The sequence below is a fragment of the Virgibacillus siamensis genome (genome assembly GCF_900162695.1).
In the GTDB taxonomy this organism is placed as follows: Bacteria; Bacillota; Bacilli; order Bacillales; family Amphibacillaceae; genus Lentibacillus; species Lentibacillus siamensis_A.
In genome coordinates, this window is the sequence record NZ_FUIH01000007.1 from 2,910,511 (window position 1) to 2,935,208 (window position 24,698).

Here is a 24,698-nt window from a genome sequence, read left to right on the forward strand (position 1 = left end):
CCCATTTCCTGCTGTTAAAAATCAAATAAGGATTCACCATTTGCCCCATCGTCAACTGTTACTCGTCGTGCTGGTTTCACATCAGCTGTACTGTTTTTACCGATCATCGCCTTCATTTCCTCTTTTGAAAGATTGTGATCGACTGGTTCCGCCCTATCCCCTTCCAGCATCAGATCACAGAGCAGCTGCACATTGGCAATATGTTTCTTCATGCCGCTTTCATCTTTACCTTGTGCCTTGTTCAGTTCGTCAATCATTTTCTGTATGATGGTTTCATTTGCAACCGCCATGGACGCTCACTCCTTCTATTGAGAAGTATACCACTTCCTGAAGCATGAAAAAAAGCCTTGACCAAAATCAAGACTTTTCCGTATATCTTATTCCATTATGTACCAACTTGCTGTTGTTCTTCTGTATAGCGCTGATAAACCCAGTGCAGGAACTCCACTTCATTCTCCTGCAATTCCCTGCCAAGTTTCTCTTCCGTCTCTTCGTGAACCTGCGAAAAGCTTTCCATCACGCTATATCCCCCCAATAAAGAAAAGACCCCATTTATTCTCCCATCTTTTATTGTACATGGAACAGAGTGAGTAATCAACAACCAATTGTCAATTTACATAATTTACAGATAAAATTAGCTTATTCGGGATAGGTCTTTTTCTCTTGTAATTTGATGCAGACGGTTTTTATGAACAATGTGATCGCGGTTAAATTCTGTCGGACTTTTGATGCCAACCGCTGCAGCCATTTGAAACACACCTTCACGGAGCGCAACCAGATAATTGCAAACGCGATATTTCTTTTCTTCCACACTTAATGCCTTCTGCAAATCCGGATCGGTTGTCGCCACACCAACGGGACAATTATTTGTATGGCAAACTTGTGCCATGATACAGCCGACCGACAGCATAAATCCTCTGGCAATATTAATCATATCCGCACCCAGGGAAAGCGCCATAGCAATTTTATCCGGTGTAATCAACTGCCCGGATGCAATGATTTTTGTCCGGTCGCGAAGTCCGTATTTTTTCAGTAAATCGTCCACAAGTGGCAATGCTGCAAATGTCGGCAGCCCAACAGATTCAGCAAGTTCAAAATACGACGCGCCTGTACCGCCATTACCACCGTCAACAGTAACGAAGTCCGGTACAATGCCTGTTTCCTTCATTGCCTTAATGTAAGACTCTGCCTGAAGCTCATCACCGACAACAATTTTTGTCCCGACAGGCTTACCGCCAATATCCCGCAGCTTGTTTACAAATTCAAGCAGTCCTTCTGCATTATCAAATTCACGGAATCGGTTTGGACTGTTAATTTCCTCCCACGGCTCCACTTTACGGATTTCAGCGATTTCCTCTGTCACCTTACTCCCGTCAACATGACCGCCGCGCGTTTTGGCACCTTGTGCGAGCTTTAATTCAAATGCTTTAACCTGATCAATGTCACTCCGCTTTTTAAATTCCTCCCAGGAGAATTCCCCGTCTCTGGTCCGGACACCGAAAAGTCCCGGACTGATCTGCATAATAATGTCGACGTCCCCTCTTTGATGGTATGGGGAAATGCTTCCTTCCCCTGTGTTCATCCATGTTCCGCCGGCCATACCAAGTCCTTTGGAGAGTGCAGTGATGGCATGATCTCCAAGTGAACCGAAACTCATTGCGGATTGTCCAATCATTCCTTTAACCTTAAACGGGGTGCGCACAGTATGTTCACCCAGAATAATCGCATCATCGTCTTTTAAATAAAACGGATTGATTTCAGCATCCTCACTATGTTCTTTGCGACTAATCAATTTTTCATTATCAATGTTGTACAGCTTTGTTTTTATTTTCGGATTCTGGTCAATCCGGAGCTCTTCCCGCTGACTTGGAAACATGTTGTTGACAATGTATATTCCTTCCTCATCAAAGTCACGTTCCGAACCATACCCGATCATCCGGCTTTTATATTTTGCCGCTTTGTACACATATTCAAATTCCCTGCGATGAAACGGTTTTCCCTCACTATTATTCAGGAATAAATATTGCCGGAATTCCGGTCCAACCTTTTCCATTATGTAACGGATTTTTCCCAGTACCGGATAGTTCCGCAAGATAGAATGTTCCTTTTGTTTGGCATCGTGGATATAGACCCGTACCAGTAAGGCGAGCGGAATCACGATAATCAGACCAAGTACTATAATCAGTACCGTTAACAACCCTGTTTCCATTTGATTACCCCCAACTATATGTATTTTTTCTATATGTACCTTCCCTTTCTGAGTGTTGATAAACATCGTGGACATTAGGATAATGGGAGATTAGCCTATAAAAAACTCCAACAAAAGAGGCTGGGACAAAAATGTTTTATTCAAAAGAAAACCCAAACAATTTTCTGGAAAATGGGGCGTATAGCCGCTACGGAAATATACTTCGCTTTCACTTTCGAGCATAAGTGCGACATCTGCTCAACTATCGTTTCGCAGTGTCTTCTTTACCGCGGGCGGCTGCTGAGCCTCCTCATGCTTACGCATTGCGGGGTCTCACCTATGCCTTTCCTCCCGCCGGAGTCTCCGTATATTTCCTCCGCTAACCTAATTGTTCGTCTTTTGAATTACACGTTTTTGATATGTCCCAGCCCCTATTACTGTATCACTGCTCCTTCAATTTGCTTTCCAATGCAGCGATCCGCTCTTGAAGTTCATGTATATCATCTTTGGTGGCTAACCCAAGATCTGCAGCGAATTCCTGTGTCTGCTCGGTTTGTTTCGTACTCCATTCTTCGGTCTTCATCTCGCCTTTTTCAACAAAGTTGCGCATGACCGTTCGTGCTTGTTCCTGTGTCAGCTCGTTCTTTTCCACAAGCTCTTTCAGCTTTTTATCAAGCCTTTCCTTACCGCTGACAGCAGCTCCGAGACCGAGCAAAAATCCTTTCTTTAAAAAGTCACTCATCATTGCCACCCCCTTCAAAGTCTATGCTTATCAACCGGATTGAGCACAGCCGAGTTACTAACTTTCAGAGTTAATATCCTCACGATACTTTACCCGTATTATCCGGGATTCTAAACCAGTTAAGATTTGCCGGATAACAGTAAAAGATATATACTTTTCCTCATAGTCATATGTACAGGAATCCTTTATAATGATAAAAAGTACAATTTTAGGGGGATACGATGCAAAAGAATACCTATAAATGGACAGATCATATAAAAGTTATCGTGCCTTCGTTAATCGGTATCTTTCTGTTCATGACACCGGTCGTTACAGAGGGAGGGATGACCATCCCAATCGCGATCCTGTCTAACTGGCTGCAGTCAGCATTACAGGATCAGCTCTCAGCAATTATGATGATCATTATTGTTGTGACGGCCATTATGACAATTATTGCTAAAATTGCCGGTAAAGAGGCATTTCAAAAAACACCATTTTTTCAGCAACTTTTTTATGTGAGCACATTCTGGACCATTACACGGGTTGTCGCTGCTGTATTTGCCATCATGGTGTATTTCAAATTGGGTTCAGAGGCAATTTACGGACCGGATACCGGGCAATTGCTGCTTGGTGACCTGCTGCATGTACTGTTTGCGGTATTCCTGTTTGCAGGCCTATTTCTGCCGCTGCTGATGAACTTCGGTCTGCTGGACTTTTTTGGAACGTTAATGACGAAAATTATGCGTCCGCTGTTCCGTCTGCCGGGCCGATCATCAATTGACTCACTTGCATCATGGGTAGGTGACGGTACAATCGGTGTGCTTTTAACAAGTAAGCAGTATGAGGACGGCTATTATACGAAGCGGGAAGCAGCAATCATCGGTACTACTTTTTCCGTTGTTTCCATTACATTTACACTTGTTGTGATTGATCAGGTCGGACTTATTAATATGTTTGTTCCTTTTTATCTGACGGTCATTGCGGCCGGACTTGTTGCAGCATTGATTATGCCGCGCATCCCTCCGCTTTCCACAAAGGCAAATACGTATATTAGTGAAGCAGAAGGCGATATTGAAGAAAAGGTACCTGACGAACACAACATGCTTTCGTTTGGTTATAAAAAAGCACTTGATCAGGCAAAAACAGAGACAAGCTTTTATAAGTTTTTAAAAGAAGGCTGCCAGAACATTCTTGATATGTGGATGGGGGTTGCCCCGATTGTTATGGCATTCGGGCTGATTGCATTAATGATTGCAACCTATACACCTGTGTTTACGTGGCTCGGACTTCCGTTCATCCCGCTGCTCGAACTGATGCAGGTGCCATATGCGGAAGCGGCATCTGAAACGATTCTGATCGGTTTTGCGGACATGTTTCTGCCATCGATTATGATTACCCCGATTGAAGCGGACATTACCAGATTCATAATTGCCGCACTGTCGGTTACGCAGCTGATTTATATGTCCGAAGTCGGCGGACTGCTGCTCGGGTCGAAAGTGCCGGTTTCGTTCAAAGATCTGTTTATTATATTTGTATTGCGGACAATCATTACACTGCCGGTTATCGTATTGATTGCGCATTTTCTTTTTTAAAAAAAATATTTGAGTGGTACAATACCGCTTCGGAAATATTTGCGTAACAATTTATGGGAATTGCATTGTTCTTTTAATTTGAGGAAAAACCAATCCAGCTGGGGAAAAATGCGAGACTCCTAGGGGAAGAGCAGCAAGTGAAGACCCCGCAGTGAGCGGGTTTTGCGAACGAGGAGGCTGAGCTGCTGCCCCTGGAAAGCGAGTATTTTTCCACAGCGGCGATTCAACAGTGAACCAATGATTTTGTTGCGGTTTATAAATCTATTCCTAAAATGACAAAAAGGTCCGCAGCAAACAGCCCGCCATTGTTTAAATGGCGGGCTGTTTATATCTATTAACTATAGAGGGTCATCTGTTATACGTTTCAGCGAAAATTCAGTTTCGTTATTTGTTTAATTTTTTCCGTTTTTAACGACGTATTTTTCGGAACTTCTTTGTCAACCACTTCTGTTTCAGATCCTTTTTCCACAAGCTGCGGGTTGTAACCTAATCTCTCGGTCATCTCACGCATAAAGCCGTAGAAACTGCTGCTTTCCCCTGAACCTATGTGGTAAACACCTGTCACATCACTTTGTATCTGCTCTTTAATGATCTGAGCCAGATCATCCACATGTACAAAGGTGCGGATCAAATCGTCCCGATAAGCAATCGGTCTGCCGGAACTTAGATGATATGCAAGTTCATCGGTCCGTTCGTCCAGCTTTCCGATTTTGTTTTCGCCATAAATCGGACCGGCTCGCAAAATAACATAATTGGATATTTGGCTTGTTATAAAACGCTCAGCTTTCACTTTGGCATTTGCATAGGTGCTGTACAGATGGTCATCCGGCAGTTTCGACATTGGATCTTCTTCACTGTATGGCCCTTTTCCCTCCGTAAAAACAAAGTCGGATGAAATATAAATCAATTTTGTCTGTGGTGTCAAATGCGTGATCAGGTGTATAAGACCTTGATCCGTTAATTCATGCTCATTCGGACCATCCATAACAGACCAGACAACCACATCAGGATTGGTTTCTTTGTAGAACTCAGAAAAAGACTCCGGTTGATTGACATCCAGTTTATATAAGTCATCAAACAAGGACGGTTCTTCCAAATATGTTCCGGTTACAGCAGCATCCGGAATTTCTTTTGCCAGTTGATACAACGATGCACCTACATACCCATTTGCTCCAAATACACATACTTTCATCGTTGACACCTCCCCTTTTTATCGACTTAACCTATTAATATTCTGATCTGCTTTTCCTTCCGCGGTGTCCAAAGGCCTCTCTTATAATGGACGCTTTTGCTTCAATTATTGGCTGTGACAATCCTTGTATTGGTCTGCTTGAAAGCAGCAATACGATAGAAGCGGCAATAACGCCAAGTCCAATAACGTCCATGAAGTTATTCACCTCAAACAGATTGGTTGCACGGAAAAGCTGGATGAAAAAGCCGTGCAGCAAATACACATAAAGCGTTCTCGCTCCAAGTTTTGACAATTTGCTGTGTGCCTGCGGAATCAGTGCAAGTGCACTGAACGACATGGCTATTGACGTGGCATAAACCAGCAATCTTGCCAGTCCGCCGAATTCCGGAAGTCCCAGATCACCATATGATTTTGATGCCAGGAGCCAACCGGAGTTAAATTCCGGCGCAATGTAAATCGCTGCCGCAACACCTACTAAAACGGCCACTGCCGCAATTCGGAACCCTTTCCGTTTCAGCACCATCACCTGTTCTTTCGTCATCCAATACCCCATCACGAAAAATGGGAAGAAGACAAGCGTCCGTGACAAACTGAATGTATGGCCGATATCGCCAAAATAACCTGCAATAAGCCCTATGGCAATTGCTGTTATAATACCTGCTGCAGCCGGGATTTTTTTAAAGGCTATCAGCAGTATGTGCCAACTGAACAGGCTGAACAGGAACCAAAGTGACCATTGCGGGTAAAAAATCCCGCTTTCCCATCCTTCTTTTCCGATAAAGAAATAGTAGCCTGTGTACAATAACTGGAAAATCAAATATGGCACGAGTAGTTTTTTTGCCAGATTCATAATGTATTTCCAGTTTCCTGACCCTTTTGCAAAGAAACCTGCCAGAAAGATAAATGCAGGCATATGAAACGTATAGATCCATAGATACATTGTGTTCATCCCATGTGATCCATCGGTAAATGGCTGGATCAAATGACCGAAAACAACTAAAAATATTAAAAATAGTTTCGCATTATCAAAATACGCATTTCTGTTCATTTTTTCTCACCCTTTTTACTTTCCTACCTTAGGTTATACCCGATTCTAAACAAAAATACGACGGTAAACCAACGATTTCATAAGGTTGTTAAAGAAGTGTAAACGGAATGAAAAAATGATACATTTCAGTAACGTTGCAGGAAAAATCTGCTCGGTCCAAACATGCGCATTCACTATTATGGTTCTTTTGTTAATAATTCACGTTGAAAATTGGCGAGTGTTTCACATCCATTTTCGGTGACAACGAATGTTTCACTGATTTCGACGCCGCAATCTTCCTCCCATAACCCCGGAATCAAATGAAAGGTCATGTTCGGTTCAAGTTCAGTCTGGTTGTATTGGCGAATACTTGCCGTGTGTTCACCCCAGTTTGGCGGATAACTGAAACCGACGGAATATCCGAGTCTGTCATACTTTTCAAAACCGTGTTTCCGGATGGCATCACTCCACACCAGGGCAAGTTCACCGCAAGTAACCCCTGGCTCAACCGCATTTAATGTTTGATTGAGACTATCCGTAACCGCATCACCTAACCGTTTTTCTTTAGCAGATGGCTGACCGAGCTTGATTGTTCTGGCAAGTGGTGAGTGGTACCGTTTGTGTACACCTGCAAGTTCAATCGTAACGATTTCATCACCATTAAACACTTCCCCGCTCCATGTCAAATGCGGACTGGAGGACTTAACTCCGGAAAGCAATAAGGGTGCAATTGATGGATAGTCACCGTCTATCCCCTCTGCCCCGCTGATTTGTGCATAGTAGATATCAGCAGCAACTTCATTTTCGGGGACACCCTTTTTAATCGCGTCTATTCCGGCATGCATTGCTTTTTCAGCATTGGAAGCAGCGTTCCGCATATAGTGCAGTTCCTGATTGGATTTGATCATTCGCACATTGCCAATCAGCCTTGTCATATCAGCAAATGTTGCATCAGGAAGCCAGCTTCTGAATGTTTCATAGGACATCGCGGATAAAAAGTAGCTGCCCATCTCGACACCAATCCGCCTCTGATCCTGCTTCCATTTTTTAAAAAGTTGAGCAATGACATCCATAGGGTGCTTTGTATCGGAATGCAAGTAATCATCCGTATAATAGTAAATGTGTTCATCATCTATCCAGGTTGTCAATTTTGCACCGTTTGCATCCTGTCTCCTTCCAACCCAAAATGGCTGATCCTTTTCCTTAATAATGATCAGTGCCTGTGTGACGTAGAAGGAATATGCATCATAACCGGACAGATAATTCATGTTGGATGGATTTGTCACAAGCATTACATCAACACCCTGCTCCTCCATTTGCAATTTCACCTGTCTGAGCCGCTCATGATACTCGGACGTATTAAACAACTGTTCCATAACCCAAATCCTTCTTCCTTAAAAAGACTTATATGTCCTTTCCCGGGAAAAGGCAAATATAAAACGTTGCCTATTTCGACAAATATCGACAAAGTCGGGTGGCGCCAGCCCTCTCATGTTCCTGTTTTCTTTTTGCGGGTGGTTGTGGTTTTCTTTTTGGTTTTGGGTTTGTCTTTTTTGGCGCGGTCAAGGGATGCTTCGAGTGCGTCCATAAGATTGGTGACATTGTCGGGTTTTGGTTTTTCGGCTGTGGTTGTAACCTCATCCTGATTTTTCTTTTCCTCGATTAATTCAAGCAGGGCCGTGCGGTAATCGTCTTTATATTTTTCCGGATCGAATTCAGTTGTCAGCTGATCAATCAGCATTTTAGCAGTGTCCAGCTCTTTTTCTTCTGTTTTTGTTTCCTCCGGGACATTCGGAACGTCCTGGACATTCCGTACTTCATCCGGGTAATGGATTGTCTCGACAACCAGCGTGTTTTTATAAATCCGGATAATCGCCAACTGCTCTTTCGAACGAATTATCATTTTGGCAACGCCGATTTTTCCCGTGTCTTCCAAAGCTGATCGCAGCAGCCCATACGCTTTTCCGCCGCCCTCTCCAGGAGACAGGTAGTAGCTTTTTTCAAAATAAATCGGATCGATTTCCTCAAGCTTTACGAAGTCTACAATCTCAACTGCCTTATCTTCCTGCTCCTTTTTCAATTTAGCAAGCTCTTCATCATCCAGAACAACGAATTTATTTTTTGCATACTCATACGCTTTAACAATTTCATCATTCTCCACTTCACGGTCACAATTCGGACATGTGCGTTCATATTTAATCGGTGCCTGACATTCTTTATGGAGCTGCCTTAACTTGACATCTTTGTTTTCTGTGGCAGCATGCATCTTTACCGGGATGTTCACAAGTCCAAAGCTGATAGTGCCTTTCCACATGGTGTGCATCTTTCATTACCTCCTGCAGGTTATTATCCGGAAGACTCCGGGTTGCTCGTTTTCATATTTTCCCCCGAAATAGGCAACTTTATGAATATGGGAGGATTTATAGATGAAATTAATGAAGCCGATTGCCAGTACTAAGATCCCGCGCGGAAATGACTGGGTTTATGAAGTGAAATATGATGGCTTTCGCTGCGTTCTGGTTTGGGAAGCGGATTCCGTGAAACTTATCAGCCGGAATGATACAGATTTAAGTGGAAATTTCCCGGAAATTATTGCCTACTGCCGGGATAAACAGGAGCTTATTGCGGATTTGCTGCCGCTCACGCTGGACGGGGAACTGGTTGTACTTAACAACGCATACCAGGCCAATTTTGGTTTAATTCAAAAGCGCGGCAGGCTCGGAAAAAAAGATGCCATCCGTGCAGCTGCACAGATGCGTCCGGCATGTTTGATGGTATTTGATTTACTTCATCAAAAAGATAACACCGATTTCAATACACGAAAAAAACATCTGGCAGCGGTTATGGAGCGGATTGGAACAAGCGGGCGTCTCCGATATATTCCTTTCCATAAGGATCCGGATGCATTGTGGCGGGAGATTTTTGAGCATAAAGCAGAAGGAATGGTTGCCAAAAAACGGACCAGTGCATACGGAAATGAAAAACAGCATCGTGACTGGTATAAAATTAAAAACTGGCGGACCATTACCGTATTTTTGACGTTTTACAATCCCGGAAACGGATATTTTACAGCAGCAGTTTATGATAATGAAACAATTCACGAAGTCGGTAAGTGTAAGCATGGGCACGATCATGAACAATTGGACACCTTGAAAGATTTATTTTTATCCAAAGGTAAGAAAGAGGATGGCGGCTACCGGCTGCCGCCTGCTATTTGTGCATCCTTACATACACTGGATTTGCATGGCGGGGAAATACGTGAACCGGAATTCGTGCAGCTTTTGCCCGAAATGGCTGTCGATACCTGCACATGGAAGAAACTGCAGCAGGACCTCGCCATGCTGCCAAAGGAGATTGAACCTTCCCATACAGACAAAATTTTTTGGCCGGAGCCCGGTTTAACAAAAGGAGATCTGCTTGTATACATGCGGGAAATTGCACCATATATGCTCCCGTTTCTTTGCAAGCGGCGTCTGACAGTGATCCGCTGTCCTGATGGCGTTCATGACAAATCTTTTTTCCAAAAACATCTTCCGGAATATGCGCCAGAATATATACAGGAAATTGAAGCAGGAGATGAAGTGTTTTTCAGTTGTGAAGATTTACGTTCCTTAACCTGGTTTTCCAACCATGGGGCAATTGAATTCCATGTGCCCTTTCAAAAAATTGGCAATGATCATCCGTGCGAAATTGTATTTGATCTTGATCCGCCCGGCAGAGAAGCCTTTCCTCTTGCTATTAAGGCAGCAGAATTGTTGAAAGAGATGCTTGATGGCCTGGAACTTACTTCATTTGTGAAAACATCTGGCGGAAAAGGGCTGCAGGTCCATATTCCAATCCCCGCCAACAGTCTGACATATGATGAAACTGCCATTTTCACACAAGCAATTGCATGGACCATTGAACGCGGTTATCCTGATTCATTCACAACGGAGCGGCTGAAAGAAAAGCGTGGCAACAGACTTTATATTGATTATGTACAACATGGAAAAGATAAAACATTGATTAGCCCCTACTCCCCGCGTAAAACCGCAGATGCTTCAGTTTCTGCACCATTGTTTTGGGAGGAAGTACGAGATGGACTGACGCCGGATTTATTTACAATTGAAAATGCTGTTGAGCGTGTTAAAAAAAATGGATGTCCATTTGATGGTTATTGGGAAGCCGGAGAAAGACAGAAAATGGATAAGCTGCTGAAGCTGATCCGGTAGCGCGCAGTAAGGCTTGGAATATGCCCCAGCCTCAAAGAAGAAGCTGTCCCGGCCTGCGGGAACAGCTTCTTACACATTTACTGTTACGCTGAAATTTCCTGTTCTATTGCAGTTTTATCATTGTATGTTTTCAGGTTTAATTTCTTCAAAATCCGGGATGTCAATGTACCTGTGAGCATTGCATCGTTTACGTTCAATGCTGTACGTCCCATGTCAATCAACGCCTCAATTGAGATTAGTAAGCCCGCAAGTGCAACAGGCAGCCCCATCGATGACAGAACTATTAAAGCGGCAAATGTTGCTCCGCCACCAACCCCGGCAACACCGAATGAACTAATGCCGACAATCAGCACTAATTTGATCAGAAATTCCGGTGTGAAGGGATCAATGCCAACTGAAGGTGCGATCATAACCGCAAGCATAGCCGGATAAATCCCGGCACACCCGTTTTGACCGATGGTTGCACCAAAAGATGCGGACATGTTGGCAATTCCCGAATCAACACCGAGTGAATTTTTCTGTGCCTGGATATTTAATGGAATCGTACCGGCACTGGACCGGGATGAGAATGCGAAACCTAGTACTGGCATTACTTTTTTCAGGTATATCAAAGGGTTCAACCCAAATAGCCCGACTAACACTAAATGAATAATAAACATGACAATCAATGCGACATAGGAAGCAATGACAAACTTACCAAGTTCAAGTATACCGGCAATATCAGTCGTTGCTGCCATATTTGCAATCAGCGCAAGAATGCCGAATGGTGTTAAGCGCAGAATCAACGTTACAATCCGCATGACTACTGCATAAAACGAATTAACAATTTTTGTAAAAGTTTCAGCCTGTTCCGGGTTTTTTCGCCGTAATCCAAGAACGGCGATACCCACAATAATGGAAAAAATAACAATTGCAATTACCGATGTTGGCCGCTGTTGGGTCATATCCTGAAAAATGTTCGTTGGAATAAAGCTTAGAATTTTTTCAGGTGTGGACATATCTTCCACTTCACCCAGTGTTGACTCCAGCATTTGCCCACGCTCGTTTTCTGCCTGCCCGGCATCAATCTGATCGGCATTTAAATCAAATAGTGCCGCACTTCCAATCCCTACAGCCGCAGCAATCATGGCAGTTCCCACGAGAATGCCGATAATCCAGGCAGACATTTTACCAAGATCAGATGACTTTTCCAAGTTAATAATTGACTGAATAATCGATACCATTACAAGCGGAACAACGATCATCATCAGCAAACTGACATAGCCTCTTCCAACAATGTCGTACCATGCTCCTGTCTGACTTAACACTTCCGATTCAGCACCATAGATCATCTGCAGGATGGCACCAAGCACAATCCCCATGCCTAAACCGGTGAACACTCTTTTACTGAATGAAAAATGCTTCTTCTGCATGTAAATGAGTAAACCAACCACCGCAAGCAGCATAGCAATGTTAATAACAACATATAATGTATCCAAACCATTTCCCCCTTTACTCAAATGTTACTTTAAGTATATAATTCTTATAAAAATAGTATGATTTAATAATATACAGGGACAACTTCAAATGTGTCAAGAGATTGAATTTTGGTAAAAGTCGCCTTAAACTTGAAAAAATAAGCCTGGCTAAAGGCAGGCTAAAAAATCCCGTACTGCCAAAAAGCAGTACGGGATTTCCTTTATAAAAAACTTTCTTCATATTATGTCTGCTTCGACCTCGACACTTACATTTCCTTTTAAAGCGCGGGAGATCATGCAGCTTTCCTCCGCCTTATCCACCAGTTTTTCCAACATGCGGTAATGTTTCCGTTCAGCATCGTCCTGCAATGCGACATGTGGTTTATGAATAATTCGCTTGTATGTAATCACACCGTCTGTCACATCGACAATTCCGGCCGAATCGAGGGACATTTCCTTTAATGGCAGCCGCGCCCGCTCAATCATAGCTGCAAGTGTAATTAAATAACATGTTGCGGCCGCTCCAAGCAGCATTTCATCCGGATTTGTTCCAACACCCGGTCCATCCATCTCAGGTGGTATGGAGATTTTCGTCTGTAAGTTTCCTGCTTCAATATAGCCGGTACTGTTACGACCACCAGGCCAGTCTGCTTTTAAATCAAATTGGTGTTCTGCCATTATGATCACTCCTGTTTTAATTTTTTTCTTTGACCGGATTATACCATTCATACTCCGAAACGTGTCCTTAATCAACCTTCGCGATGCGATATCAACCCATCCACACTTGAAATCAACCTTCCGCACACCATTATCAACCAATATGGTCCAAGTATCGACCTTCCTGTAGTAATTATCAACCATTCTCGGTAGAATATCGACCTCCAAAAAACCTCCCCCGATATGACCGGTGGAGGTTATGATTATTGATGGTCCAATATTTCTTTCAGGATGCGGGCCTGGTTATGTTTTTTATCCTTCGCGGAATACAGCAGTGTTACGTTTTTGTCATTCTGCTTCGTCAGCTCTTTCAGTTTGCGAAGTTCCTCATGCTGATCTCCGCTTCCGAGCTCTTCCCTATACCTCTCTTTGAAATCATCAAACTTGTCGGGGTCATGCCCGAACCACTTTCGAAGTTCAGATGAGGGACCGATTTCCTTCATCCAATGGTCAAGTTTTGCTTTTTCCTTGGACATGCCGCGCGGCCAGACGCGGTCGACCAAAACGCGGAGGCCGTCATCTTCGCTTGCTTCTTCATAAATCCGTTTCATCTGCACTGGCATTTATATCACCTCACTATAGTGATTCTTCCACTGCCAATCAGAACTCAAACCTGATCCATCACACTTTCCATCTCGCGCTTCAGGCGCTCAAGCGTACTGGCACTCTCTTCCTTGCTTGTTGTACACACCCCAAAGTAGCATTTAATTTTCGGCTCTGTCCCGGATGGACGGAGGCATACCCAGCAATCCTTTTCAAGTTTGAATTTTACGACGTTTTCTTTTGGTAAGTTGATTTCCTCAACTGAGCCGTTTTCAAGCAGTTTTCGTTCACCTGCCAGATAATCTTCCACTTGCAGCACTTTCAGACCGTCAATTTCCGTCAATGGTTGGCTGCGGATGTTTTTCATAATGGCTGCAATTTTTTCGGATCCTTCTTTACCCTTCAGTGTCAAAGCAGACATGCCTTCAAGGTAATATCCGTATTTTTCGAACAGTCCATCCAATGCTTCATGCAGTGTTTTGCCCCGCTTTTTCCAGTAATAGGCCATCTCACAGGCAAGGACGGCTGCCTGTACAGCATCTTTATCCCGGGAAAAGCTGCTGATTAAATAGCCATAACTTTCTTCATACCCAAAAACAAAAGATTCACCAGTCGCATCAAATTGACGGATCTTTTCGCCAATATATTTAAAACCGGTCAATGTATCAATTGTTTCAACATCATACGCTGCGGCAATTTTTTTACCCAGTTCCGATGTTACAATCGTTTTGATCATCCGGCCATTCGCCAGGATTGCATCTTGACTGTGGGAAAGAATGTAGTCCAATAGCAGCGAGCCAAGCTGATTTCCGGTCAGCACTTTATATTCACCCGAATCATCTTTCGCAGCAACGCCCAGTCGGTCTGCATCGGGATCTGTGCCAATCAGGACGTCAGCGTTTGAATTTTTCCCCTCATGAATTGCCATTGTAAATGCCTGATGTTCTTCCGGATTCGGCGAGTCAACCGTTGAAAATTCCGGATCCGGCGCAGCCTGTTCCTTTACAACGTCAACATTGGTAAAGTTCAACTGACGCAACCCTTGTGTAACCAGTTCAAAGGCAGTTCCGTGGAGCGGTGTAAACACAATTGGCATGTCTTTTTGCTGTTGCAGCTCCTCATTGTCAAGCTTAGAAATTTGTAAAAGCTGTTCCAAATACGCATTATCAATTTCGTCGCCGATCCAGTTCAACAGCTCTTTTGCTTCCAGTTCACTCCGTTCCAAAAATGGGACAGTTAATTCATTTTCCGTCTGCTGAATAAAGGCGATGATCTCATCTGCCTCAGCGGGAACAATTTGCCCGCCATCCTCATTATAAACTTTGAACCCATTATATTCCGGCGGATTGTGACTTGCTGTGATCATAACCCCCGCGGCTGCCCCCAGGTACCGGACAGCAAATGACAATGCCGGTGTCGGGTGCAATGTTTCAAAGACATAGGATCTGATACCATACGCACCGAGCACTTTGGCCGTTTCCATGGCAAATTCCTGCGACATATACCTGGAATCATAGGAAATTGCCACACCACGGTCATAAACGTTGACCCGGTTCTCCCGCAAATATTGAGCAAGCCCGTTAACGGCTTTTCGTACTGTATAAATATTCATCCGGTTTATGCCTGCTCCCAGAACACCGCGCAAGCCGCCTGTTCCGAATGTTAATTCCTTATAAAATGCATCCTCCAGCGCATGTTGATTATCCGCCAAATGATCCAGCTCTTCTTTCAGCACCGGATCAAGATTATGAAAAGTTGTCCATTTCTCGTGCACTTTTTCCCACTCAGCCAATTCGAAAATCCCCCTCTATATAAACAACAATTATATGCCAAAATTCTAGCATACTTTTAAACTTAATTCTATTGTACTGGTAATATGGGGTTTAGACATATAGATTTCAGGTGAAAATATGAAAAGCATCCTTTCTATTCAAGGCCCGAACAGGTAAAATAGATATTAATAACCAAAAGAAAGTTGTGATGTATGGTGCAGCATAAGCGGTGGTTCCAGACACTTATCACGTTTATACTCATTTTCTTACTTATCTTATTAATCTCAGCAACGGATTTTATTTTTGATCCGATTTTTAAATATGTTGGTGCGGTAGCCATCCCAGTTATTGGAGCAGGCGTTCTGTATTATTTAACACGGCCAATTATGCATCTGCTGGAAAAATACAAAGTTAACCGGATTATTTCGATTATCATTGTATTTTTGCTGTTAGTATTGCTCGGATATTTATTAATTACATATATTGCTCCAATTGCACAAAAACAGGTAACAAGACTGATTGAAAGCATTCCGGAGATGATTTCAGCGGTACAGGATTTTATCATTTACTGGCAGGCAAATCAGGAAAATATACCTCAGGAAGTCAATGACACGATTAATAACATTACATCCAATTTGCAGACGTACACTGAAACTGCTATGTCATTTATATTCGGCTTTGTCGGGGACCTGATCAGCTTTATTTTTTCCATCGTGCTTATCCCGTTTTTCCTTTTTTTCATGTTAAAAGACGGAGACAAATTCGCGCCGTTTGTAACCCAAATATTTGAAAAAAAGAAAGCAAAAAATTTCCGGGAACTGCTCCATAAAATTGATGAAGTCCTAACATCCTATATACAAGGACAATTAATTGTCAGCCTTTGTGTTGGCATACTCCTGTACATTGGCTATTCGATTATTGATTTGGATTATGCGATGACTTTGGCACTGTTTGCAATGCTCGTGAATGTTATCCCATTTCTCGGACCATTTCTGGCAGTCATTCCGGCATTGATTGTCGGCGTCTTTCAGGACCCGATTATGGCAGTTTGGATAGGTATTATCATGCTCGTCGCTCAACAGCTTGAGGGAAATCTTGTTTCACCGAATGTTATGGGACGCGCACTGAAACTGCATCCGCTTACGGTAATCACCATCATCCTGGCTGCGGGAAGCATTGCAGGCTTTCTCGGCATTCTTTTTGCGGTACCGTTCTATGCAGTCGCCAAAACGGTTATTGTCCATTTTTATCACACTTACTACAAGAAAAATGGCGATGATGCATTGATTTGAAACAGCGTTTAGTGGCCAGGTCCCAATCTAAAAGAGGATAAATTCTATATTTTAGCGGAAGAAATGTACGCAGACTCCTGCGGGAGGAAAGGCATAGGTGAGACTCCGAAGTGCGCAGGCACGAGGAGGCTCAGCAGCCGTCCGCGGTAAAGAAGACACTGCGAAACGATAGTTGAGCAGATGTCGCACTTATGCTCGAAAGTGAAAGCGAAGTATATTTCTGGAGCGGTTTTATACACTATTTCAGGTTAGTAAGAAGTTTTCTCTTGAAAAACGTTTTTGTAACCATAGGCAATGGAATCTTTTTTGTAAAAGCGGCTGTTTTCCGCTAAACTGGTAGTGGGAGTGATGGAGATGACAAAAAAAGAAATAGAAGATGAACTGATGGATTTGAAATCAGATTATATCCGAATTCAGGGGGATCTGGAAAAAGCTACTTCATTTGGTGTAAATACTTCCAAAGGGGAGCAGCAATTGATTGAAATGGAAAACCGGATGAAAGAACTGAACCGGAAACTGGATGAGCTCAAGTAATAAGATTACATCTTTAAATACAAAGACTGCCCGTGCTGATGCTCAGGCAGTCTTGTTTTATATTAATCCTTATTGCCGTTGTTATTGTTACGTTGATTTTCAAGCCGTTCCTTAATCTTTTTGATTTCTTTTTTCGGCGGTGTCAGACTTACGATTGTATCGCCTGATTCAGGAGAAACCCGCATTTCTTCGGTGTAAAATTTAATTTTTCCGGATGGCTTCAATGCATAAAGCATAACAGCTTCCTCATCTTTTTCCGTCAAATATTTTTTATAACTGTATTGATCAGTCAATGTTGTCTGACGGAACACATAATGTTTGGCAATTTTGTTGATCAGATCCTCCATAGAGACATCCTCTTTAAACAAAATTCGGCCGCCAACCCGATCGACAGAATCGTTGACACCGCCATCCAGTAATTTATACGGACTGACTTTAAATACATTAGTCCTCCCGTATTCCGGCATAAACGTCGTACATACCAATGCATTATAGGAATGGAAATCAGTTGCCGCAACCAAATATTCATATGGATTCGTATCTAAATGATATTCAGTCTGCTCTGACATCATTTCACCATGATAGAATGGCACCCCTGCTTCCCGTGCCAGACGTAATCTTTCCCACGATGAATCAACAATCAAAACCGGATTTTTGGCTTTGGACAATGTTTTGGCAAGATTTACAGTGAATTTATTACTGCCGACAATAAGTGTACCTGGTCTTCCTTCCAGAGAAAGATGAAGTTTTTTTGCCAGCGGTCCGATTGAAAACCCGTGTGCGCAAACTGTGAAAAATACCAATCCAAAGGTAAGTGTGGTAATGATTGATGCATCTTCATACCCGGCGTCTGTCAGAATGGAAGCAAAATAACCGGACACTGTCAGTGCAACAATTCCCCTTGGTGCAATCCAGCCGACCAGAAGTTTTTCATTCAATGACAGGGACGTACCCCATGTTGACAGAAAGATGGATAACGGTCGGACAACAATCATCATCAAAATGACATATCCAATTATGTTCGGGTCAAAAATTTTCAGTAAAACATCCACTTGAAGGGAAGCTGTAAGCATTACATAGATTGCGGAAATAAGCAGGATAGAAATATTTTCCTTAAAGTGACGCATGTCTGCGACGGAACTTATACCGAGATTCGCCAGGGTCATCCCCATAGCTGTTACGGCCAGCAGTCCAGTTTCATGCTCTATTTCATCGGCAAAAGTAAAGGCAAAAATGACAACGATAAAGACTGCCGGAGACTTCAGAAACTCCGGTATATGACCTGTTTCAAACATCCAGCCTATTCCGCGGCCGCAAGCCCACCCTAATATAACAGCAAATATGGATGCAGCAAAGAATAAGAGTAAAGAAGTGCTATCCGGGTTAGTTGAAGTCAAAAAGGCGATAATTTCAAACGCAAAGACTGCGAGCAAAGCACCGATTGGATCAACAATAATGCCTTCCCATTTTAACAACTTCGCGGGCGTTGCCTTTAACTTTGACTGGCGCAGCAAAGGCAGAATAACAGTCGGTCCGGTTACAATGAATAACCCTCCGATTACAAAAGCAACGGTCCAGGATAGTCCAGCAATATAATGTGCGGTCAATGAGCCTAAAATCCAGGCAATAAACGCACCGACTGTAGCGATCCGAAATACCGGCTTGCCCAGACCCTTCAGCTCCTTAAAACTCAGGTTAAGACTACCTTCAAAAAGGATAATCGCAACCGCAACGGAGATAATAGGATTATATAAACTGCCGAAGTCTTCCTCAGGATTCATGAGTCCCAGTATCGGACCAACGATAAGTCCGGAGATGGACATCACCACAATGGCAGGCATACGGTAGCGCCAGGCAATCCATTGTGAACCAATCCCTAAAAGGCCAATCAGCATGACTTCAAATAAAAGAGATGGAACCATATCTTTCCCCCTAACTTAAATTTTCCAATTGGGTAAATAATATAAGGTTATTTTAAATGCGGTTCATCATAATGTAAACAATTTTATTTCATCCGTAAGCATGGCTGTTGGATAGTAGTTTGCCAAAAGCTTCCCTTAAACCGATGCAGTACCTTTTTTATTATTTCACGGAAGTGTCAGATTTACGTACAGATATTTATTGACTTCCTTTTATTCAACTTGTTAAAATGTATTTTGCTTTGTGATATTTTTGAAAACTTTGCGTAAAATTGTCAAATTATTTTGTATTATATAATTGTAATTGATTTCGCTAAGACGATACAGAAAGGGACGAGCATCATGAATAAAAATACCTTTGTAATAGGATTTATGTTATTTGCACTATTCTTCGGTGCAGGAAATCTGATTTATCCACCGACTTTGGGAATGGATTCCGGAACATCGTACTGGCCGGCGATTGCCGGTTTTGTCATAACAGGAGTCGGTTTGCCGATACTCGCAGTCACATCCATTTCATATGTGGAAAATGATGCAAGGGAATTGGCAGATAAGGTCCATCCGATTTTCGGACTTATTTTTACATCTGCTGTATATCTGGCAATCGGTCCATTTTTCGGGGTGCCGCGTGCTGCAACAGTAGCATATGAAATGAGCATGGAACCATTTATGAATGGTACCTCCTCCCTGATGCTGTTTATTTTTACAAGTCTCTTTTTTATCCTGGTTTATGTTGTGAGCATGAATCCGTCAAAAATGGTGGATCGGATTGGCCAATACTTAACACCAATTCTGCTTCTTTCCATTATTGCCTTAATCATTGGCGGTTTTTTCCTGCTTGATGATCCATTAATGGAACCGACTGAAAAATACACAAATGCTCCTTTTTTCAAAGGGTTTATTGAAGGATATTTGACGATGGATGCCATTGCAGCCTTGGCCTTTGGAATTATTGTGGTCAACGCGTTTAAGGACCGCGGCATCCACACAAAAAAAGCACTTTTGACATCTACACTAAAAGCGGGGATCATTACCGGGATCGGTCTCATTGCTGTTTATTCATCAATCGGCTGGATCGGCGCAAAAATGGCAAACAACGGAAATTATGCCAATGGTGGTGAAATTTTATCCGGAGCGGCTGATATAATATTTGGTACGTTTGGTGCATTATTGCTCGGTGTCATCGTATCACTTGCATGTTTCACGACATGTGTCGGGCTGATTGTGGCATGCGGCCAGTTTTTCTCTAAAATTACACCATTGTCCTATAAATGGATCATTGCATTCGTGACAATTGTCAGTTACCTGATTGCCAACCAGGGTCTAAACACCATTATTAAGGTATCTGTTCCAGTTCTCGTATTTATTTATCCGATTGCCATTGTGCTTATATTACTTACCTTTATGCAAAAAATATTTGGTGGTGCACATTCAGTTTATCGCGGGGCCATCCTCCTTACAGCCATTATATCGTTGTATGACGGTCTTACCGCATTCGGATTGAAAATGCCAGCAGTCACCGCTGCCTTGGAATATCTGCCATTTTTCGCTATTGGGCTTGGCTGGATTGTTCCGGCTTTCATTGGCGGACTGATCGGTTACATGTTTAAAGGAAAACAGCACCAGCCTGTATCCGTTAAGAGCTGACTTATGTCGGCTCTTTTTTTACTGTGAAGGATTGTATTTCAAATGGAAAAGGTTCCATAAAATTATCGCTTTGTTTTTCGTTCTGAATCAGATAAAATAGAAATTAGCCTGGTGACCCGCTCACTTATTTTGTTCTATGCTTCAGATTTACGCTCGCCTAATTCCCTTCTTTCCAGTAAACACTTTCCACATTAAACCGTTACATTTTAAAAGCCAATTCCTGCAAGCTGCAGGTAGAATCATAAGGAGAATCAAAATGACACTTGCACAAGAAGAAAAAATACTGCAATCCTATTTTGGATATGAAACATTTCGCCCCGGACAAAAACAAACAATCAATCATATCATTCAAGGCAAAAATACGCTCTCCGTTATGCCTACAGGTGGCGGGAAATCGCTCTGCTACCAGATTCCCGGATTGACACTTGATGGTACGGCCATTATTATTTCGCCATTAATTTCACTGATGAAGGATCAGGTTGACGCGCTTCAATCACTGGATGTCCCGGCTACATACATAAACAGTTCACTGTCCGCCGGGGAGCAGCAGACACGTCTTGCTGACATGAAAGCCGGCCGCTATAAATTTGTTTACGTTGCACCGGAGCGTTTTGAATCACCTGTTTTTGTCAATGCCATTAAACATGTTCCACTTTCGCTAATCGCATTTGATGAGGCACATTGCATTTCGCAGTGGGGACATGATTTCCGGCCAAGCTACCGGTCGATTGTGCCGAATCTGCAAAAACTGCCGAACCTGCCTGTCTTTATTGCACTGACTGCAACAGCCACAGGTGAAGTTATTTCGGACATTCGTGAACTGCTGCATATTGCAGATGATGCTGTCGTTAATACCGGATTTGAACGGGAAAACCTGGCCTTTCATATTGTAAAAGGGAAAGATAAAGCAACCTATATACGCTCTTTTTTGTCCGAACATCCGGGGGAATCCGGCATCATTTATGCCGCAACACGGAAACAGACAGATGCATTGTACGATCAGTTGTCCAAGCGCGGTATTTCAGTCGCAAAATACCATGCGGGACTCAGTGAACAAGATCGGAAACAGGCACAGGCAGCATTTATTCATGATGAAACAACTGTAATGGTGGCGACAAACGCTTTTGGAATGGGCATTGATAAATCTAACGTCCGCTACGTCATCCACTATGCAATGCCGATGACCATTGAATCGTATTACCAGGAGGCAGGCAGGGCTGGCCGTGATGGGGAGCATAGTGATTGTATATTGCTGTTTTCACCACAGGATATCCAGCTGCAAAAGTTTTTAATCGAGCAATCACTGATGGATGACGCGGCAAAACAGGCCGAATATCGGAAACTGCAGGCAATGATTAATTATTGTCATACACACAGCTGTCTGACAGCGTTTATTCTTGATTATTTCAGCGAAATATCAACCAGGAGCAGTGCCACATGCAAACGCTGCAGCAATTGTCTGCATCGTCAGGAACGTGTTGACCTGACAGAAGAAGCGCAAATGATTTTATCGTGTGTCAAACGAATGGGCGAACGTTTTGGTGTCGGCATGACCGCCAAAGTGTTAAAAGGATCGCGCGACAGAAAAATTGCTGATTTCCGGCTGGATAAAATTTCTACTTATGGATTGCTTTCCGCGTATACTGAAAAAGAATTGACCGAATGGATTCATTTTCTGATTGCTGAACAGCTATTGGCAACAGAAGAAGGGAAATTCCCGACACTGAAATTAAATCAGAATTCCGTTGAGGTTCTAAAAGGAAGGCGGACGGTGTGGATGTATACTGCACCAATTCCATCCGATAGTGAAGCAGATTATAAGGAAGATCTGTTTGCTGCATTAAGGAAACTGCGAAAGGAAATGGCCGATGAGCGTAATGTTCCGCCATATGTATTGTTCTCTGATGCTACACTGAAAGAACTCAGCCGTTATTTTCCGGATACAAAAGATGACATGCTGACAATTAAAGGTGTTGGCGAACGAAAATTTGAGCAGTACGGTGAGGCTTTTTTGAATGAGATTCAACAATGGCGAGCGGAGCATCCGGATCAGAAACCGGCTGTACGGATTACCGGTTCGACTGCATCACCTCCCCGGGAGAAGAAACAGTCGGATGATGACCGCCCAAGTCACACAATCAGTTATACTATGTTTCAGTCAGGAAAATCAATAACAGATATTGCGGCAATCCGGGAATTGTCACCGCAGACGATTGAAGGACATATTTTCAAAGCATACAAGGATGGTTATCCAATCGCATGGAATATATTTTTCACGGAACAGGAGGAAGCCGCTGTTCTGAAAGCAAGGGAGACAATTGTTGAGCCAAAACTCAAACCGTTAAAAGAGGCATTGGCTGATGAATTTGATTATACGAAAATAAAAGCAGTGCTGGTGAAGAATGGAATACTGTAGCTGACTCGTTATCGGTCAGTTTGTGTGATTTATCAGTCAGTACGGGAGATTTATCAGTCAAGTGGGGCCTTTTATCAGTCACTACGGGGAGTTTATCAGTCAAGTAGAGGCTTTTATCAGGCTCTTTACAAAAAGGGAATCCGCATTTAAAACGGATTCCCTTTTTCATGCATTATTCTCCTTTTATATTCAATGCCCATGTCCCGTTGCGGAATACCGGCTCAGTGCTGCCGTCTTCCAGGACACCGTCGATATCAAGCTTCTCGGAACCAATCATAAAGTCAACATGTGTGAGACTGTCGTTGACCCCATGCTGATCAAGCTCTTCATCGTTCATGGAAGCGCCGCCTTCCAGGTTGGTCGGGTATGCCTTTCCAAGCGCAATGTGGCATGATGCATTCTCATCGAATAGTGTGTTATAAAAAATCAAACCGGACTGGGATACCGGGGATTCATGCGGTACAAGTGCAACTTCACCAAGACGGCGTGCGCCCTCATCTGTATCAAGCAGGTGCTTCAACGTGTCCTCACCCTGCTCCGCCTTGAAATCCACTACTTTTCCGTCTTTGAATGTCAGGCTGAAATTATCAATCAGACTGCCGCCGTAATTAAGCGGCTTGGTGCTTGATACTGTTCCATTCACACCATATTTATGCGGCATGGAGAATACTTCCTCGGTCGGCATATTTGGATTGAACGTCGTCCCCTTTTCCGTTTCGGCCGAGCCGCCTTTCCAGATATGCCCTTCCGGAAGCTCCATTTCAAGATCTGTTCCGGGTGCTTTGTAAATCAACTTTTTATAGTTTCGCTTATTCAAAATTTCCCTTGCAGTTTTCAATGTTTCATTGTGTGCATCCCATGCTGCAATTGGATCATCCTGGTCAACACGAACAATTTTAACAATTGCATCCCACAGACTTTCAATTGCATCTTCTTTGGACTTATCAGGGAAAATCTTTTGCGCCCAATCACCCGTCGGAATGGAGATGATTGACCATGGAATCCGGTCGTTCATAGTGTACTGGCGAAAATTAGTCATTGCCTGTGCAGCAGCTTTGTTCGCAGCAGCCACGCGTGAGGAATCGACATCTTTTAATAGGTCCGGGTTTGTCGAGCGGATGGATAATACCGCCGCACCGTCCTCCGCATATTCGTCATGCAGTTTTACTTTCCACTCCGGAAAATCCGCAATAACTTCATCCGGCGCATTTTCAAATTTCAGGAGTGTTAATTCATCGTCTGACCAGTTAATATGTACGTCTTTGGCGCCCATTTCATACGCTTTGCGGGCTACTGTCTTTGTAAATTCCGCCCCTTCAATTGGCGCATTAATCATAAGCGCCTGGTTTTTCTGTAAATTGACCCCTGTTTTTAAAGCTAATTCTGCATACTTTTCCTTCACTTTTTGATTTACCATACTCTTACCTCCAAAAAAATTAAAAGTTGATGACAAATACATATCAATATTAT

20 protein-coding genes are annotated in these 24,698 nt (G+C 43.1%); 6 read left to right on the forward strand and 14 right to left on the reverse strand.

The features are described from left to right. Positions 1–14: 14 nt before the first annotated feature. The 4 genes from B1K71_RS17805 to B1K71_RS17815 all read right to left on the reverse strand — a co-directional run bounded on the left by B1K71_RS17805 (position 15) and on the right by B1K71_RS17815 (position 2,930). The gene (locus B1K71_RS17805; protein ID WP_077329402.1) at positions 15–290 is read right to left on the reverse strand and encodes a YwdI family protein; all 276 of its coding nucleotides are present in this window, start codon (positions 288–290) and stop codon (positions 15–17) included. A 95-nt stretch (positions 291–385) separates the two neighbouring features. Further along, positions 386–520 (reverse strand): hypothetical protein, encoded by a 135-nt coding sequence (locus tag B1K71_RS20310; protein ID WP_281250363.1) that lies wholly within the window; start codon positions 518–520, stop codon positions 386–388. 114 nt (positions 521–634) lie between these two features. Next, a complete protein-coding gene (locus tag B1K71_RS17810) occupies positions 635–2,209 on the reverse strand; it encodes an FMN-binding glutamate synthase family protein (protein WP_077329403.1) in 1,575 nt (524 codons plus the stop codon). Positions 2,210–2,630: 421 nt separating this feature from the next. Further along, complete coding sequence (locus B1K71_RS17815; protein ID WP_077329404.1) at positions 2,631–2,930, reverse strand: phasin family protein; 300 nt, start codon at positions 2,928–2,930, stop codon at positions 2,631–2,633. Between the two features lie 221 nt (positions 2,931–3,151). Here B1K71_RS17815 and B1K71_RS17820 point away from each other — a divergent pair, with 221 nt between their 5' ends. Continuing rightward, the gene (locus B1K71_RS17820; protein ID WP_077329405.1) at positions 3,152–4,501 is read left to right on the forward strand and encodes a YjiH family protein; all 1,350 of its coding nucleotides are present in this window, start codon (positions 3,152–3,154) and stop codon (positions 4,499–4,501) included. 364 nt (positions 4,502–4,865) lie between these two features. Here B1K71_RS17820 and B1K71_RS17825 read toward each other — a convergent pair whose 3' ends face one another. From B1K71_RS17825 to B1K71_RS17840, 4 genes are all read right to left on the reverse strand, one after another. Next, the gene (locus B1K71_RS17825) at positions 4,866–5,693 is read right to left on the reverse strand and encodes a sugar nucleotide-binding protein (protein WP_077329406.1); all 828 of its coding nucleotides are present in this window, start codon (positions 5,691–5,693) and stop codon (positions 4,866–4,868) included. Positions 5,694–5,727: 34 nt separating this feature from the next. Next, complete coding sequence (locus B1K71_RS17830; RefSeq protein WP_077329407.1) at positions 5,728–6,741, reverse strand: acyltransferase family protein; 1,014 nt, start codon at positions 6,739–6,741, stop codon at positions 5,728–5,730. Positions 6,742–6,917: 176 nt separating this feature from the next. Continuing rightward, positions 6,918–8,096: a M24 family metallopeptidase gene (locus tag B1K71_RS17835; RefSeq protein WP_077329408.1), complete on the reverse strand. Its 1,179-nt coding sequence runs from the start codon at positions 8,094–8,096 to the stop codon at positions 6,918–6,920. Between the two features lie 113 nt (positions 8,097–8,209). After that, a complete protein-coding gene (locus B1K71_RS17840) occupies positions 8,210–9,043 on the reverse strand; it encodes a non-homologous end joining protein Ku (protein ID WP_077329409.1) in 834 nt (277 codons plus the stop codon). 103 nt (positions 9,044–9,146) lie between these two features. On the opposite strand from B1K71_RS17840, the gene B1K71_RS17845 reads away from it, so the two are divergent. After that, positions 9,147–10,931, forward strand: coding sequence for a DNA ligase D (locus tag B1K71_RS17845; RefSeq protein ID WP_077329410.1), 1,785 nt, complete (start codon positions 9,147–9,149; stop codon positions 10,929–10,931). A gap of 83 nt (positions 10,932–11,014) precedes the next feature. Here B1K71_RS17845 and B1K71_RS17850 read toward each other — a convergent pair whose 3' ends face one another. From B1K71_RS17850 to B1K71_RS17865, 4 genes are all read right to left on the reverse strand, one after another. Further along, entirely contained in the window at positions 11,015–12,409 is a 1,395-nt protein-coding gene (locus B1K71_RS17850; protein ID WP_077329411.1) for an L-cystine transporter, read from the reverse strand. 216 nt (positions 12,410–12,625) lie between these two features. Beyond that, entirely contained in the window at positions 12,626–13,066 is a 441-nt protein-coding gene (locus B1K71_RS17855; RefSeq protein ID WP_077330364.1) for an OsmC family protein, read from the reverse strand. A gap of 242 nt (positions 13,067–13,308) precedes the next feature. Then, a complete protein-coding gene (locus tag B1K71_RS17860) occupies positions 13,309–13,668 on the reverse strand; it encodes a DUF488 domain-containing protein (RefSeq protein ID WP_077329412.1) in 360 nt (119 codons plus the stop codon). Between the two features lie 44 nt (positions 13,669–13,712). Continuing rightward, positions 13,713–15,440 carry a phospho-sugar mutase gene (locus B1K71_RS17865; RefSeq protein ID WP_077329413.1) on the reverse strand — a complete coding sequence of 576 codons (1,728 nt, stop codon included), beginning with the start codon at positions 15,438–15,440 and terminating at the stop codon, positions 13,713–13,715. Between the two features lie 192 nt (positions 15,441–15,632). Between B1K71_RS17865 and B1K71_RS17870 the strand changes: the two genes are divergently transcribed. Both B1K71_RS17870 and B1K71_RS17875 read left to right on the forward strand, forming a co-directional pair. Next, complete coding sequence (locus B1K71_RS17870) at positions 15,633–16,712, forward strand: AI-2E family transporter (RefSeq protein WP_077329415.1); 1,080 nt, start codon at positions 15,633–15,635, stop codon at positions 16,710–16,712. 354 nt (positions 16,713–17,066) lie between these two features. Then, positions 17,067–17,246, forward strand: coding sequence for an SE1832 family protein (locus B1K71_RS17875; protein WP_077329416.1), 180 nt, complete (start codon positions 17,067–17,069; stop codon positions 17,244–17,246). Positions 17,247–17,308: 62 nt separating this feature from the next. Here B1K71_RS17875 and B1K71_RS17880 read toward each other — a convergent pair whose 3' ends face one another. Then, positions 17,309–19,168: a cation:proton antiporter gene (locus B1K71_RS17880; protein WP_077329417.1), complete on the reverse strand. Its 1,860-nt coding sequence runs from the start codon at positions 19,166–19,168 to the stop codon at positions 17,309–17,311. Between the two features lie 339 nt (positions 19,169–19,507). Here B1K71_RS17880 and brnQ point away from each other — a divergent pair, with 339 nt between their 5' ends. Further along, positions 19,508–20,812 (forward strand): branched-chain amino acid transport system II carrier protein, encoded by a 1,305-nt coding sequence (gene brnQ / locus B1K71_RS17885; RefSeq protein WP_077329418.1) that lies wholly within the window; start codon positions 19,508–19,510, stop codon positions 20,810–20,812. Between the two features lie 256 nt (positions 20,813–21,068). After that, positions 21,069–23,228 (forward strand): DNA helicase RecQ, encoded by a 2,160-nt coding sequence (gene recQ, locus B1K71_RS17890; RefSeq protein WP_077329419.1) that lies wholly within the window; start codon positions 21,069–21,071, stop codon positions 23,226–23,228. A gap of 172 nt (positions 23,229–23,400) precedes the next feature. Here recQ and B1K71_RS17895 read toward each other — a convergent pair whose 3' ends face one another. Next, on the reverse strand, positions 23,401–24,645 hold the full coding sequence (locus B1K71_RS17895; protein ID WP_077329420.1) for an aminopeptidase: 1,245 nt from the start codon (positions 24,643–24,645) through the stop codon (positions 23,401–23,403). Between the last annotated feature and the right edge of the window lie 53 nt (positions 24,646–24,698).

Bases quoted from the DNA above. Each gene is read 5' to 3' on its own strand.
- B1K71_RS17805 (WP_077329402.1), bottom strand. From the start codon at position 290: ATGGCGGTTGCAAATGAAACCATCATACAGAAAATGATTGACGAACTG.
- B1K71_RS17810 (WP_077329403.1), bottom strand. From the start codon at position 2,209: ATGGAAACAGGGTTGTTAACGGTACTGATTATAGTACTTGGTCTGATT.
- B1K71_RS17815 (WP_077329404.1), bottom strand. From the start codon at position 2,930: ATGAGTGACTTTTTAAAGAAAGGATTTTTGCTCGGTCTCGGAGCTGCT.
- B1K71_RS17820 (WP_077329405.1), top strand. From the start codon at position 3,152: ATGCAAAAGAATACCTATAAATGGACAGATCATATAAAAGTTATCGTG.
- B1K71_RS17825 (WP_077329406.1), bottom strand. From the start codon at position 5,693: ATGAAAGTATGTGTATTTGGAGCAAATGGGTATGTAGGTGCATCGTTG.
- B1K71_RS17830 (WP_077329407.1), bottom strand. From the start codon at position 6,741: ATGAACAGAAATGCGTATTTTGATAATGCGAAACTATTTTTAATATTT.
- B1K71_RS17835 (WP_077329408.1), bottom strand. From the start codon at position 8,096: ATGGAACAGTTGTTTAATACGTCCGAGTATCATGAGCGGCTCAGACAG.
- B1K71_RS17840 (WP_077329409.1), bottom strand. From the start codon at position 9,043: ATGCACACCATGTGGAAAGGCACTATCAGCTTTGGACTTGTGAACATC.
- B1K71_RS17845 (WP_077329410.1), top strand. From the start codon at position 9,147: ATGAAATTAATGAAGCCGATTGCCAGTACTAAGATCCCGCGCGGAAAT.
- B1K71_RS17855 (WP_077330364.1), bottom strand. From the start codon at position 13,066: ATGGCAGAACACCAATTTGATTTAAAAGCAGACTGGCCTGGTGGTCGT.
- B1K71_RS17860 (WP_077329412.1), bottom strand. From the start codon at position 13,668: ATGCCAGTGCAGATGAAACGGATTTATGAAGAAGCAAGCGAAGATGAC.
- B1K71_RS17870 (WP_077329415.1), top strand. From the start codon at position 15,633: ATGGTGCAGCATAAGCGGTGGTTCCAGACACTTATCACGTTTATACTC.
- B1K71_RS17875 (WP_077329416.1), top strand. From the start codon at position 17,067: ATGACAAAAAAAGAAATAGAAGATGAACTGATGGATTTGAAATCAGAT.
- B1K71_RS17880 (WP_077329417.1), bottom strand. From the start codon at position 19,168: ATGGTTCCATCTCTTTTATTTGAAGTCATGCTGATTGGCCTTTTAGGG.
- brnQ (WP_077329418.1), top strand. From the start codon at position 19,508: ATGAATAAAAATACCTTTGTAATAGGATTTATGTTATTTGCACTATTC.
- recQ (WP_077329419.1), top strand. From the start codon at position 21,069: ATGACACTTGCACAAGAAGAAAAAATACTGCAATCCTATTTTGGATAT.
- B1K71_RS17895 (WP_077329420.1), bottom strand. From the start codon at position 24,645: ATGGTAAATCAAAAAGTGAAGGAAAAGTATGCAGAATTAGCTTTAAAA.